13 protein-coding genes are annotated in these 12,730 nt (G+C 69.9%); 9 read left to right on the top strand and 4 right to left on the bottom strand.

Annotated elements, in window-relative coordinates:
• Window position 1 precedes the first annotated feature (1 nt).
• The 5 genes from ACIPWY_RS20690 (at window position 2) to ACIPWY_RS20710 (ending at window position 4,921) form a co-directional block, all read left to right on the top strand.
• Window positions 2–457, top strand: coding sequence for a DUF4913 domain-containing protein (locus ACIPWY_RS20690; RefSeq protein WP_362903268.1), 456 nt, complete (start codon window positions 2–4; stop codon window positions 455–457).
• 443 nt (window positions 458–900) lie between these two features.
• Window positions 901–1,524: a hypothetical protein gene (locus ACIPWY_RS20695; RefSeq protein WP_393701081.1), complete on the top strand. Its 624-nt coding sequence runs from the start codon at window positions 901–903 to the stop codon at window positions 1,522–1,524.
• Window positions 1,521–2,309: an alpha/beta hydrolase gene (locus ACIPWY_RS20700; RefSeq protein WP_401534270.1), complete on the top strand. Its 789-nt coding sequence runs from the start codon at window positions 1,521–1,523 to the stop codon at window positions 2,307–2,309. Before ACIPWY_RS20695 ends, ACIPWY_RS20700 begins: the two co-directional genes overlap by 4 nt.
• Window positions 2,310–2,391: 82 nt before the next feature.
• Complete coding sequence (locus ACIPWY_RS20705) at window positions 2,392–3,765, top strand: carotenoid oxygenase family protein (RefSeq protein WP_362903275.1); 1,374 nt, start codon at window positions 2,392–2,394, stop codon at window positions 3,763–3,765.
• A gap of 193 nt (window positions 3,766–3,958) precedes the next feature.
• Entirely contained in the window at window positions 3,959–4,921 is a 963-nt protein-coding gene (locus ACIPWY_RS20710; protein ID WP_401534272.1) for an RNA polymerase sigma factor, read from the top strand.
• Between the two features lie 116 nt (window positions 4,922–5,037).
• Here the strand turns inward: ACIPWY_RS20710 and ACIPWY_RS20715 are convergent, their stop codons facing one another.
• Window positions 5,038–5,430, bottom strand: a complete 393-nt coding sequence (locus ACIPWY_RS20715) for a VOC family protein (RefSeq protein ID WP_362903279.1) — start codon at window positions 5,428–5,430, stop codon at window positions 5,038–5,040.
• Window positions 5,427–5,735 carry a metalloregulator ArsR/SmtB family transcription factor gene (locus ACIPWY_RS20720; protein WP_362903280.1) on the bottom strand — a complete coding sequence of 103 codons (309 nt, stop codon included), beginning with the start codon at window positions 5,733–5,735 and terminating at the stop codon, window positions 5,427–5,429. Before ACIPWY_RS20720 ends, ACIPWY_RS20715 begins: the two co-directional genes overlap by 4 nt.
• 78 nt (window positions 5,736–5,813) lie before the next feature.
• Here ACIPWY_RS20720 and ACIPWY_RS20725 point away from each other — a divergent pair, with 78 nt between their 5' ends.
• The 4 genes from ACIPWY_RS20725 (at window position 5,814) to ACIPWY_RS20740 (ending at window position 10,796) form a co-directional block, all read left to right on the top strand.
• The gene (locus ACIPWY_RS20725) at window positions 5,814–6,302 is read left to right on the top strand and encodes a MarR family winged helix-turn-helix transcriptional regulator (RefSeq protein ID WP_401534275.1); all 489 of its coding nucleotides are present in this window, start codon (window positions 5,814–5,816) and stop codon (window positions 6,300–6,302) included.
• Entirely contained in the window at window positions 6,299–7,600 is a 1,302-nt protein-coding gene (locus ACIPWY_RS20730) for an MFS transporter (protein ID WP_401534277.1), read from the top strand. The genes ACIPWY_RS20725 and ACIPWY_RS20730 overlap by 4 nt, the downstream gene beginning before the upstream one ends.
• 211 nt (window positions 7,601–7,811) lie before the next feature.
• The gene (locus ACIPWY_RS20735) at window positions 7,812–8,711 is read left to right on the top strand and encodes a calcium-binding protein (protein WP_401534279.1); all 900 of its coding nucleotides are present in this window, start codon (window positions 7,812–7,814) and stop codon (window positions 8,709–8,711) included.
• A 186-nt stretch (window positions 8,712–8,897) separates the two neighbouring features.
• Entirely contained in the window at window positions 8,898–10,796 is a 1,899-nt protein-coding gene (locus ACIPWY_RS20740; protein ID WP_401534281.1) for a WD40 repeat domain-containing serine/threonine protein kinase, read from the top strand.
• A 49-nt stretch (window positions 10,797–10,845) separates the two neighbouring features.
• Here ACIPWY_RS20740 and ACIPWY_RS20745 read toward each other — a convergent pair whose 3' ends face one another.
• Both ACIPWY_RS20745 and ACIPWY_RS20750 read right to left on the bottom strand, forming a co-directional pair.
• Window positions 10,846–11,712, bottom strand: coding sequence for an NAD-dependent epimerase/dehydratase family protein (locus tag ACIPWY_RS20745; protein ID WP_401534283.1), 867 nt, complete (start codon window positions 11,710–11,712; stop codon window positions 10,846–10,848).
• 113 nt (window positions 11,713–11,825) lie between these two features.
• Window positions 11,826–12,698, bottom strand: coding sequence for a LysR family transcriptional regulator (locus ACIPWY_RS20750; RefSeq protein WP_401534285.1), 873 nt, complete (start codon window positions 12,696–12,698; stop codon window positions 11,826–11,828).
• Window positions 12,699–12,730 lie beyond the last annotated feature (32 nt).

Here is a 12,730-nt window from a genome sequence, read left to right on the forward strand (position 1 = left end):
CGTGACATCACCCCTGCCCGACGAAGAGCGTGCCGAGTCGCTCGAGGACATCCGGAGTGACGAGGAGAGGGCTACCCGCCCGGCAGAGCTGTTCTACGCGAACGTCACCGAATTCGTCGCCGACAGGTTCATCTATCTGGTCCCCCGCCCCACCCCCGGCTCCGGGCGGGTGTGGTGCCCGAGCTGGTTCCGACACGCTCAGGCGCTTTCCCGGCTGGACTCCCTGTGGCGCGCCTGGGAGACGCTGCGCTGGGACGGCGCCTTGGGCATGTCGAACTGGTGGGTCCACCACGTCGACCCGCATCTGAGCGCCCTCATGGACCCGGTCACGGGGCCGTTCGCCCGCTGCGCCGAAGGCCACCAGGGGGATGAGCCGCTGCCGGTCGAACCGGTGCCGGACGGGGCGTTCGATCAGTACACGCTGCCACCGTCGAAGGACCCGTTCGCCCTGGACTGACCTGGCCTGTCATGTGTCAGCTCCGGACTTCCCTCCGCTCGGCAGCGAAGCCTCGGACATCATGAATCGCACGAACTGCCGACAATGCCAAGGGCGTTCACGACTACGCTCGTATGTCGTGAACGCCTACTTCACGACGGAACAGTGCCCCAGCTGCGGCTGCCACACCGACGGCCTGTCCAACAGATTCGCCTGCACTTCCTGCGACACGGTATGGACCTCGGGAGACCCGGACTCGGTCGTGAGTCCGCGGACGAGCGTCATGTGACCGTCAGGCAGCGCTTGTCGGCCTCCGAGCATCCCGAAGCCGCATGTGACGAGCGTCACACCAGCCGGTCCGAACTTCCTTGCTCGCCGCGCATCTTGTCGGTGTCGGTCACTCGACGGCTTCGGGAACGTACTCCTCCCGTAGCCGTCGATTCCCTTTCACCGAGGAACTTTCAATGGGTTATCTGCGCGGATTCATCCCCTGGATCGTCGCCGGCGTCGTGTCGTCCTTCGACTGGCGCTGGGGCGCGGTCGGGGGTCTCGTCACGGGGCTGCTGCTCCTGCTGCAGGACCGCCGTCGCGGGGTCGGCCTCGACGCTCTGATCCTGGAGAGCAGCACCGTCCTGTACTTCGTCGTGGTCGGCGCCGTCGCCGTCGCAAGGCCCGACTCCGGCCTGGCGGACCACACGGACGTCATCTCCTTCGCCTGGCTGGCCGCCACCGCCTGGGGGAGCCTGGCCATCCGCCGCCCCTTCACGCTGGGCATCGCGAAACGCCAGACACCCCGCGAGTACTGGGACATGCCGGAGTTCATCCGGGTCAACAACCACATCACCAGCGCCTGGGGCTCGGGCTTCACCTTCATCGGCGTGAGCCTGGCTGTCTGCGGCACGGTGGACGCCCCCGCCTGGGTGGGCATCGCGGCCCATGTCGCCGGTCTCCTCGGCCCCGCCGTCTTCACGAAGGTCTATCCGGCCCGCGCCCAGGCACGGCTGCTGGCCGCCCAGGCCGCGCCGGTGACGGCCTCTCCCCGCACCAACACCGAGACCACAGCGAATGAAGGAGCCGGCGCATCGTGAGCACCACACCTGAAGCAGGGCAGACGGAGCAGACGGAGCAGGAAGGCCACGCCGGTCTCGCCAGGAAGGCGACGCAAGCAACGAACGTCGTTCTCGTTCACGGCGGCTTCGTCGACGGATCGGGCTGGCGGGGGGTCCACGAGCTGCTGCGCGCGGACGGCTACAACGTGAGCGTCGTACAGAACCCCACGCTCTCGCTCGAAGGCGACGTCGCCACGACCAAGCTGACACTCGACGCTCAGGACGGCCCGACCGTACTCGTCGGACACTCCTACGGCGGCGCGGTGATCTCCGAAGCGGGCAATCACGAGAACGTGACGGCGCTCGTGTACGTCACCGCGTTCGCGCCCGACAAGGGCGAGTCCGTGAACACCCTCATCGCCGACCCTCCGCCCGGAGCTCCCGTCCCGCCGATCCTCCCGCCCCGTGCAGGGTTTCTCTTCCTGGACCGGGAGAAGTTCGCCGCGTCCTTCGCCGGGGACCTGCCCGCCGACGAGGCCCGGTTCCTCGCGGACTCCCAAGTGCCGTGGGGCGTGTACGCGTTGGGCGGGACGGTCGGACAGCCCGCCTGGCGGTCCAGGCCGAGCTTCTACCTGGTCGCCACCGACGACCACATGATCCCGCCCCCTGCGCAGCGCGCCATGGCCGAGCGGGCCGGCGCGACGGTGGTCGAGACCGGCGGCAGTCACGCCGTGTACGTCTCCAGGCCCGCCGAGGTGGCCGCGCTCATCAAGAAGGCCGCGTCAGGGGCCACCGAGGCCGCGGCCCACACCACGGCGAAGTAGACAGCCGGTTCCCCGCGGATCCCGTGCCCCCTCTCGGATCCGCGGGGGCTCCACGCGCCAACGAAGCAAGGAAGAAAGCAGCATGACCGATGAGACCACCCTTCCCCTGTATCTCCGGGGCCGCTTCGCCCCGGTCCCCGAGGAGCGCGACGCGGCCGATCTCACCGTGAGAGGCTCCCTGCCGCCCGATCTGGACGGCCGCTATCTGCGGAACGGCCCCAACCCGCTGCCCGGCGAGGACAAGGGCCACTGGTTCACCGGCCCCGGCATGCTCCACGGCATCCGGCTTCGGGGCGGCCGGGCCGAGTGGTACCGCAACAGGTGGGTCCGCACAAGGGAGTTGGAGGGGCATCCGTTCATCCGCGAGGACTCCACCGTCGACCTGGCCGCGTCGCCGGCCAACACCCACGTGATCCGGCACGCCGGCACCGTCCTCGCCCTGTGCGAGGTGGGGCTCCCCTACTGGGTCACTCCGTCGCTGGAGACGGTCGGACCGTACGACTTCGGGGGGCGGCTGAACACCTCGATGACCGCACATCCCAAGGAGGACCCGGTCACGGGCGAACTGCACCTGTTCGGAACCGGGTTCGCCCCACCGCACCTCACGTATCACCGGGTCACGGCGGAGGGCGTACTGCTCGACAGCCGGGCCATCGACGTACCGGGCCCGACGATGATGCACGACTTCGCCATCACCGAGCACCACATCGTCTGGATGGACCTGCCCGTCGTCCTCGACCCCGACCTGGCCGGGCAGGGTGGCATGCCCTACCGGTGGGACGACGGGCACGGCGCACGGCTCGGCGTCATGTCCCGCACACCCGGGAGCACCGCCGTGCGGTGGTACGACGTCGATCCCTGCTACGTCTTCCACGTCGGCAACGCCTACGAGGACGCGCAGGGCCGGATCGTGCTCGACGCGGTGCGCTACGACCGTGCAGGTTTCCAGCACGCCTGGACGGACATCGGCGGACCCGCGGGCCCGGTCGGTCCGGTCGGGGTACGGGAACCGGGCCCCGCCTCCCGGGCCGATTCCGTCCTGCACCGCTGGACGCTGGACCCGTCGACCGGTCGCGCGTACGAGTCCCAACTCGACGACCGCTCAAGCGAGTTCCCCACGCACAACGAGACCCTCACGGGGCGCCCGAACCGCTACCTGTACACCGTCAACGGCGACGGCATCGCCAAACACGACCTCACGCGGAACACGGGGCGCACCTATGAGACGCCCGGCAGCCGTTTCGCAGGGGAGGCGGTCTTCGTTCCGGCGGCGGATGGCACGGCCGAGGATGAGGGCTGGCTCCTGTCGCTCATCTCGAACGACGAGGGCGAGGCGGGGGAGCTGCTCGTACTCGACGCCGCGCAGTTGACCGTACAAGCGGTGGTGGAACTGCCCTGCCCGGTTCCCTCCGGCTTCCACGGAAGCTGGCTGCCGGAGCCGGCCGACCGGTCCTGACGTACGGCCGGCGCATTTTCCACGGCAAGCGACCCTCGACCGGATACTCAAGGTCTACTCTTCGCGCATTGCCGATGGGGAGAAGGGGGATTCCAACTCCGTTCCAGTACAAGGTTCTTGACCCGTTGAGACCAGGACCACAATCGATCCCAACCCCGATCCATCGCTTACACCGTCACGGAGACGTTCAGACATGGTGCCCCTCGACCCGCCCACGGATGAGGAACTCACCCGCCGGGCCCAGGCCGGCGAGACCGGATCCCTCGGGCTGCTGTTGGCCCGCCACCAGGCGCCGATGCGCGCGGTGGCGATGAGCCTGCTCGGCCACGGCCCCGACGCGGAAGACGCGGTGCAGGACGCCGCGTTGACCGCGCTGCGGCGCATCGGGGACGTGAGAGACCCCGCGGCCGTGGGAGCGTGGCTGCGGGCGGTCGTGCGCAACACCTCCCGCATGCGCCTGCGTGCCACGCGGGAGACGCCCGGCCTCGACGGGCTCGACTTCCTGCACCTTCGCGCCCACGACGCGCCGCCCCCGGATCAGCTCATCGAGCAGCACGCGATGCGTGACTGGATCTGGGACGCGGTGGAGGAACTTCCGCAGCAGCTGAGACTGGTGCTGATGCTGCGCCACTTCAGCGGCATCACGTCCTACCAGGAGATCGCCGACGCGTGCGAGGTACCGGTCGGCACGGTGCGCAGCCGGCTCAGCCAGGCCAGGGCGAAAATGGCCCAGGTGCTCCTGTCGACCGCCTCGCAGGCGCACGACGACGCGTCGGCGCTCACCGAGGAGAGCAGGCACGAGGCCGTGGCGACTCTGCAGGCGTCCGAGCGCGGCTCCCTGCCCCGGGAGATCTCGGAGTTGTGGCCGCAGGAGACCAAGCTGGTCGGCATCCTGAACCGGCCGGGTGAGCGCATCCATCCCGTCCCGGTCATGCGCCAGACCTTGGAGGCCGGGGTGCGCCAGCGTCTGCGCCACGTGGTCGCCAGCCGCGACATCAGCATCTGGGAGATGGACGTCACCAACCCCGTCGGCGCGGTCGATCCCTGCCCGTCGAACCTTGCCTGGCTCATGTTCCGCCGCGAGGGGCGAGTCCAAAGGCTCCGGGTGGTGTTCCCGGGGCCGCAGTGGCGAGCGTCGCTTCAGGAGGGTGGATGACGGGTGTCGGGCGCGACGCCCCAAGGGGGTCCACAGGGTCCACAGGGTTTCATGCACCGGCCGCGGAGCCTGCCGAGGCGTAGGTCCGTCCAGGCCCCGCACGCGGTCGTCGGCGCCTATGCAGGCTTCGTCGCGATCTGGATCAGGTTGCCGCAGGTGTCGTCGAAGACGGCGGTAGTGACGGGGCCCATCTCCAGGGGCTCCTGGGTGAAGGTGACGCCGAGCCTGCTCAGCCGCTCGTATTCCGCCCGCACGTCGTCGACGGCGAACTGGGCGAGCGGGATGCCGTCCGCGACGAGCGTGTCGCGGTAGGGCTTGACGGCCGGGTGGCCGGCGGGCTCCAGGAGGAGTTCGGTGCCCTCGGGCTCGTCCGGCGAGACGACGGTCAGCCACCGGACGTCCTCGCCCACCGGGACGTCGTGCTTCTTCACGAAGCCGAGGATCTCGGTGTAGAAGCGCTCGGCCTTGGCCTGGTCGTCGACGAAGACACTGGTCAGGTGGATCTTCATGAGGTGCTCTCCTCCGGTCCGGATGGGTGGGACCCGGGCACGGGCCAGCGCTCGGCGATGTGCCGCAGTGGCTCCGTGTTCAGGTCGTGGAACTTGTAGCGGCCCTCCCGCCTGGTCTCGACGAGCCCGGCGGCCTCCAGCACGGCAAGGTGCTGGGAGACCCCCTGGCGCGAGATGGCGAGCTGATGCTTCATGCTCAGCCGACCGCAGATCTCGAACAGTGTCTGTCCGGGTTTCTCCGTGAGCTCGTCGAGGATGATGCGGCGGGTGGGGTCGGCCAAGGCTTTGAAGAGATCGTCGGCCATGACCGCATGATAGGCAACTCCTCACTTGCCTATCAAGTCGACCCGCGCGCGTTATGTGAGCGCTGTTATATTAGCGCTATGACATCTTCGGACCCCACTATGCAGCCCGACCCCTGGCAGTCGCTGCACGCTCTCCTCGCCGCCATGGATGCCGAGATCGAGCAGGTCTACGTCGAGCGAGGCATCAAGGGGGTGCGGCCGCGGTTCGCGTATCCGCTCATCCGGCTCGCCCACACCGGACCGCTGACCATCCGCGAGCTCGCGCAGTCACTGAGCCGCTCGCACTCCGCGATCAGCCAGACCATCGCCGCCATGCGCAAGGAGGACCTGGTCACCTCCGAACCGGGGCCCGACGCCCGCACTCGCCGGATCAACCTGACCGAGCGCGGCCGGTCGCTGGTGCCGTTCCTTGAGGCCGAGTGGCGCGCCACCCATGCGACGGTCGCCGAGCTGGACAGTGAGACCCCGCACGCGATGACCGCCGTCGTCGAGGAGGTGCTGCGGGCGCTGGAACAACGGTCGATGCGCGAGCGAATCCACCACCACCTCGCCGGGCCACCGCAGTGAAGGGGCGGGTCCGGTTCCTCGACACCCGTCCGCTGCGCAGCAGCCGACCGTTCCGACACCTGTGGATCGGCACCTCGGCATCCCAACTCGGTAGCCAGGTAACAACCGTTGCGGTGCTCGCCCAGGTCTGGGACCTGACCGGCAGCACGGTCGGCACCGGCGCCATCGGGCTCGCCACCGGCCTCCCGATGGTGCTGTTCGGGCTCCTCGGCGGCACGTTGGCCGACAGTGTCGACCGCCGTGCGCTGGTGCGCGCCACCACCGCGGGCCAACTCCTCGTCGCCGCAGGGCTGTCCGCCCAGGCCCTGGCAGGCAACCGGAACGTGTTGCTGCTGCTCGCCCTGGTTGCCGCCGGGGCCGCCTGCGGCGCGCTCGGTGCCCCTGCCCGCCGGACGTTCCCGGTCCGGCTGCTGCCGGCCGACCAGGTCGCCGCCGGTCTCGCCCTGACCAACCTCTCGTTCCAGGTGGCGATGCTGGCCGGGCCCGCGCTGGCCGGGCTGATCATTGCCCGCTGGACCCTCCCCGCCGCCTACGCCGCCCAGGCCGTGGCCATGGTGGTCTCGATGCTCGCGGTGATCCGCCTCCCTGCCATGAGGCCTGACGGCACTGACACGAAGGTCGCCAGACGCCGTCCGGAGCGCGGTGGCTGGCGCATCGTCCTGCGTCGCCCGACGCTGTGGGGGTCGATGGCCACCGACCTGTCCGCGACACTCCTCGCCATGCCGGTCGCGCTCTTCCCACTGGTCGACGAGATCCGCTTCGGCGGCAACCCGCAGACCCTCGGCCTGTTCCTCTCGGCCGTCGCGGTCGGCGGGATCACGGCCGGTCTTCTCTCCGGCGCGGTGACGCGCCGACGTCGCGGCGGCCTGGTCCAGTTGTGCGCCGCCGGCATGTGGGGTCTCGCGCTGACCGGCTTCGGCCTGGCCGGGCCGCTGTGGGCGGCCCTCGGCTGCCTGGCCGTGGCTGGGGCCGCCGACACCGTCTCCGTCATCACCCGCAGTGCCCTGGTCCAGCTGGAGACCCCGGACGCGTACCGGGGGAGGGTCTCTTCCGTGGAGCACGTCATCGGCGTAGCGGGACCTGAACTCGGCAATTTCCGCGGCGGTTTGATGGCGTCGGCCACCTCCGCCTCCTTCGCTCTGGTCGCAGGCGGCCTGTCCGCCACACTGGCCGTCGCCGCGGTAGCGGCGTCCAACGCCTCCCTGCGCGCCTACCGCACACCGCCGGCCGACCAGTCGGCCGGGCCCGAGACCGTGGACGCAAGTCGCACCCGGCCCGAGCACGCAGGAACGCAATGAGGCCAATGAGTGAACCCAAGTTGGACCGTCACTGAAGACAGGAATCCAGAAAAGCCGATCGCTTTACCGGTAACCGCAGTTCATCGCTCTTTCCGGCGTCTTCACCGGACCGGTGAGACGAATTCGGCGTCAACTGGCAAGGCAACCAGGCGAATACCACGGGAGTCACATGTAGTTGTTAGAGCCGCATACTCCTCATGGGGGCAAAGAAATGCACTCTCGTCTCATAAGCCGCCGGACGCTGCGCGCCGCCTCGGCGGTGACGTTGGCCATCGGCGCCGGACTGACCGGTCCGGTTCTGCCGGCCGGTACGGCCGGCGCCGCGACGTCGTCGGCCACCGCCGCGATCGACGGCCGGGCGGTCGCCTACACGGCAGCCCCCGGCCAGACCAACCAGGTGACCGTCACGGCGTCGAAGAACGGCGCGGACATCACGTACGTCATCGACGACGCCGTCACGATCAGCGCGGGCGACGGCTGCACGTACCCCAGCAGCACGGACCGGACCAAGGTCTCCTGCACGGTCACCACGGTGGAGAGCCAGGACCCGTACGCCGGCCTCGAGTTGACCCTCGGCGACGGCAACGACTCCGTCACCTACGACAACCAGACCGACCAGACGTACAACTACGCATCGATCGACCTGGGCGCCGACAAGGACACCCTGACCGAGACCGGCGGCGTTCAGGGCAACAGTGTCGACGGCGGTACGGGCGACGACAAGCTCTCGGTGGGTCCGGTCACGGTGGTGCTCGGCGGCGACGGCAACGACACGATCGACGCAGCCGACGGCACGATCGCGCAGGGCGGCATCGGTGACGACACCATCCACTCCACCGGCGAGGACAGCGCCGTCGACGGCAGCGCGGGCCACGATGTGATCTACGGCGGCGCGGACCGGCAGAGCCTGTCCGGCGGCGACGGGAACGACGAGATCCACGGCGGCAGCGGGAACGACTACCTCTACGGAGGCAAGGGCGACGACGTCCTGTACGGCGACGCCGGCGACGACACGATCTACGGGAACAGCGGCAACGACAAGCTGTACGGGGGAGCGGGCACGGACACCCTCTCCGGCGGACCCGGCACGAACGTCGTCCACCAGGACTGACGTCCCCACCGCCGGCCCGGGAGCCGCCCGCGCCCGGACCGGCGGTGGGCGCTCGGCCGACGTGACTCCGATGAATTCCCGCCGTCCTTCGTACGATGCGCTCGTGGCGTAGGTTCAATACCTCGAACGGATGCCACGACGGCCGCGCGACCGGTCCGGACGGGGGTGCGGATGGAGCTTTCCGGTGTGACGTTCGCCGGGCGCTATGAGCTGAGGGAACTGCTCGGCCGCGGCGGCATGGGAGAGGTGTGGCTGGGGCGCGACTCCTCGTTGCTGCGGCGCGATGTGGCCGTGAAGGTGCTGCCGCCCCTGATGGACTCGAGCGCTGTCCGGCGCTTCCAGCGGGAGGCGTCCACCCTCGCCATGCTGCAGCACCCTGGGATCACCGTCGTGCACGACGCCGGTGAGCATGACGGGTGCTTGTTCATCGTCATGGAGTTGCTGCGCGGGCACGATCTTGCCCGACTGCTGGCCGACCACCGCGGACCTCTGCCGGTGGAGCGGGCTCTGAACGTGGCCCGGCAGACCGCGGTCGCCCTTGCCGCCGCGCACAGTTGCGGGGTCGTCCACCGGGACCTGAAGCCGGGGAACCTGTTCGTGCAGCCCGGCGACCAGGTGAAGATCTGTGACTTCGGCATCGCCCGCACCGCCGAAGACTCGATCGTGCTGACCACGGCCGGGCGTGTGGTGGGCACACCGCTGTACATGTCGCCCGAGCAATGGCGCGGTGCGGACATCGACGCCCGCACCGATCTGTACTCGCTTGGCTGTGTGCTGTACGAACTGCTCGCAGGGCGCCCGCCGTTCACCACTTCGGCGTCCGTGTTCGCCCTGATGCACCAGCACTTGGAAGAGCTTCCGGTACCACTGCGTGAACTGCGCCCGGACCTGCCCGAGCACCTCACGAGTCTGGTTCTCGGGCTGCTGGCCAAAGACCCCGCCGAACGCCCGGACGCACTGGCCCTTGCGGGAGAGCTGGCCGCGGTGGGCGAACGCGCCGCGCTCGGTGAGCGGGCCGCTGTGGGCGAACTGCCTCGGCCGGCCGACCGAGAGCGTGATGCTGACCAGGGGTTGGCCGACCGGAGGCCTGGTTCTGACCAGGAGCCGGCCGACCTGCCGCCCGCCACACAACTCGCTCCACCCGGCCCGGCCACGCTCCCAGCACTCCGGCGCCCTCGGACACAGACCCTGTACGCGGAGCCGTACCTCACCCTGCCCGGCCATCGCAGCCCGGTGCAGTCCGTGCAGTTCAGTCCCGACGGCCGCACTCTCGCCACGGGTGGCTGGGACAAGGTCGTGCGCCTCTGGGATCTGCACAGCGGTGGTGAACCGCGCAGCCCACTTTCCCTGGGCAGCGGGCTCCGCGCGTCCGTCGCCTTCGCCCGGGACGGCACCACCCTCGCGACCGGCGGCGGCAAGTACGCCACCCTCTGGGACGCGCACAGCGGTGAGCGGCAACTCGCCCTGAGGCAGCCGGGATTGGCGACATCGGTGTCCTGTCTCGCCTTCAGCCCCGACGACGGCGCCATCGCCACCGGTGGGAGCGATGGGGCGATCCGCCTCTGGGACGTACGGACCGGCGCCCTGGGCCAGGTCATGGACTGGTCCGGTGGGTGGGTGACATCGGTGGCGTTCAGTCCGGACGGCCGCAACGTCGCCGGCGGGGGAGACGACAAGACGACGCGACTGTGGCACGTCCCCACGGGACAGCTCCGCTGGAAGCTGTCCGCCCGAACTCCCTACACGAGCCTCGCGTTCAGCCCCGACGGCGAGATCCTGGCCACGGCCCATGGCGCAACCGCCGTGCACCTCAAGGACGCTCGTACCGGTGAGGATGTGCGCGTACTGGACGGACAGCCGCAAAGAGTCACGTCCCTGGCCTTCGCCCCGGACGGCCGCACCGTGGCCGGCGGCGGCCACGACGGTGTCATCCACCTCTGGGACACGGCCACCGGAGACCGGCGACTCGCCCTGACCGGGCACGTCGGGCCGGTGATCTGCGTGGCGTTCGGCCCCGACGGGCACACCCTTGCCAGCGGTGGCCAGGACCGGGTGATCCGGCTCTGGGACGTGCGGATTCGTTAGACGGGGCTTGTTGCCGGTCGGGAACGGCCGGCTGAAGCGGACTCGCGGTTCAGCCCCGCGCGAGCTCGGTCAGCGCGTCGAGACGGGTGGGTGTCCAGCCGAGTTCGCGGCGGGCACGGGCGCCGGTGAACTGCTGGTCGAGGGCGAATGCCTCGGCGACCGGGCCCATCCGCCGCACGGCCTCCTCGAGCGTCAGCGACTCGATACTTCCCGGGCACCCGACGGCCTGGCTGAGGGCTCGCGTGATGTCCGCCAGCGGGACGTTCTGGTCGCTGACCCCGGCGTAGGCAGAGCCGGCCGGGGCATTCAGAGCCAGTACGTACAGCTCGGCGAGGTCGTCCACGTGGACCAGGGCCCAGTGGTTGGAGCCGTCCCCGATGCAGGGCACGGCGCCGGCGGCGCGCCCCGGCTCGGCGAAGAACGACTGCACAAGGCCGCCGGAGTGGCCGTAGACGAGTCCCGGCATCACCACCACCGGGCGCTCCCCGGTGGCGGCCCGCGCGAGCACGCGCTTCTCGTTCTCCAGCCGCCACGAGGTGATGCGTGGCGGGCTGAGCGGGGCGGTCTCATCGACGACTCCGTCGGTGTTGCCGTACACCCAGACCCCGCCTGTGTGTACATACGGGTGGCTTGCCGCGCCGTCCTGCAGGGCCTCCGCCGCGACGCGGTCGACGTCTGCGGTGCCCTCGGCGTAGTCCACCCCCAGGTGGATCACTCCGTCGGCCTGGCGGGCCGCCTCACGCAGGACGTCGGTGTCGGTGAGCGCCCCCGCGACAGGCGTCGCGCCGAGGTCCGACACGGTGCGCGCGGAGCGTTCGCTGCGGGCCAGCGCCGTCACCTCGATGCCACGCCTGATGAGCGCCTTGATGGTGGAGCGGCCGATGTACCCGGAGCCGCCCGTGATGAAGACCTGCATCGCCCTCACGGTCCTTTCGGATGGCGGCGGGAAGTCCGCCGCTCCTCCACCCTGGCCCCGTGCCGCACCCCGCGTCCAAGACCTAGTCCGTCGTCGGTGATGCCCCCAAGGCATCAGTGCTGCGCAACGGCGATGTCGGCGAATTCCTGCAGCAGCGGGGACTGCCGGTGAGCGCTCCAGGCGAGGCACACCTCGTTGGGGCCGATGTCGTCGATGGGTACGTGGGCGACATCCGTGTGGGTGTAGTACGCCGCGGTCGAGAGCGGAAGGACGACGACGCCGCCGGAGGTCGCGACGTGTTCCAGCTTCTCCTCGACGCTGCGGAACGCGGGCGGCGGGCCGGATGCCTCGCCGCCGGTCCGGTCGGGGAGGTCGCGCCACTCGGGGACGGCGTCGGGGTCCTGCAGCAGGCGCTCGGCGGCCAGGTCCGCGATACCGATGGACTCCTTGCCCGCGAGGCGGTGATGCGCCGGCACGACGGCGACGCGCGGTTCCCGGAAGACCGGGCGCAGAACGAGACCGCTGTGGTCGACCGGCAACCGTACGAAGCTCACATCGACAAGGCCCTCGTGCACCGCCTGAACCTGGTTCTCCCAGGAGGTGCGCACCACCTCCACGCCGAGCTCGGGATGTCTGGCGGCGAAGGCCCGCACCGCGCCGGTCACGGTGATCCCGGGCATGAAGCCGACCGTGAAGGTCGACCTCCCGTGCGCGGCCCGCTGGACACGAAGCTGGAGCGCCTGCGCGCCGGCCAGCAGGGGACGGGCGTCCTCCAGCAGCTGGCGGCCTGCCTCTGTCAGCTCCGTGGACTGTTTGTTCCTGGCGAACAACTGCGCGTGCAATTCATGCTCCAGGGCGCGGACCTGCCGGGAGAGCACCGGTTGCGTGATGTGCAGTCGCTCCGCGGCCCGGCCGAAGTGCAACTCCTCGGCCACGACCACGAAATAGCGCAGCTTGCGCAGATCGACATCCACTACATTTCCCACCGTTCGCGCTGTGCAGACGCCATGCGCCCAGG

Origin of the sequence: Streptomyces sp. NPDC090032, assembly GCF_044748025.1 — a bacterium.
In the GTDB taxonomy this organism is placed as follows: Bacteria; Actinomycetota; Actinomycetes; order Streptomycetales; family Streptomycetaceae; genus Streptomyces.

Coding starts and splice junctions, on each gene's coding strand:
- ACIPWY_RS20695 (WP_393701081.1), top strand. CDS start 901: ATGGGTTATCTGCGCGGATTCATCCCCTGGATCGTCGCCGGCGTCGTG.
- ACIPWY_RS20705 (WP_362903275.1), top strand. CDS start 2,392: ATGACCGATGAGACCACCCTTCCCCTGTATCTCCGGGGCCGCTTCGCC.
- ACIPWY_RS20710 (WP_401534272.1), top strand. CDS start 3,959: ATGGTGCCCCTCGACCCGCCCACGGATGAGGAACTCACCCGCCGGGCC.
- ACIPWY_RS20715 (WP_362903279.1), bottom strand. CDS start 5,430: ATGAAGATCCACCTGACCAGTGTCTTCGTCGACGACCAGGCCAAGGCC.
- ACIPWY_RS20720 (WP_362903280.1), bottom strand. CDS start 5,735: ATGGCCGACGATCTCTTCAAAGCCTTGGCCGACCCCACCCGCCGCATC.
- ACIPWY_RS20725 (WP_401534275.1), top strand. CDS start 5,814: ATGACATCTTCGGACCCCACTATGCAGCCCGACCCCTGGCAGTCGCTG.
- ACIPWY_RS20735 (WP_401534279.1), top strand. CDS start 7,812: ATGCACTCTCGTCTCATAAGCCGCCGGACGCTGCGCGCCGCCTCGGCG.
- ACIPWY_RS20745 (WP_401534283.1), bottom strand. CDS start 11,712: ATGCAGGTCTTCATCACGGGCGGCTCCGGGTACATCGGCCGCTCCACC.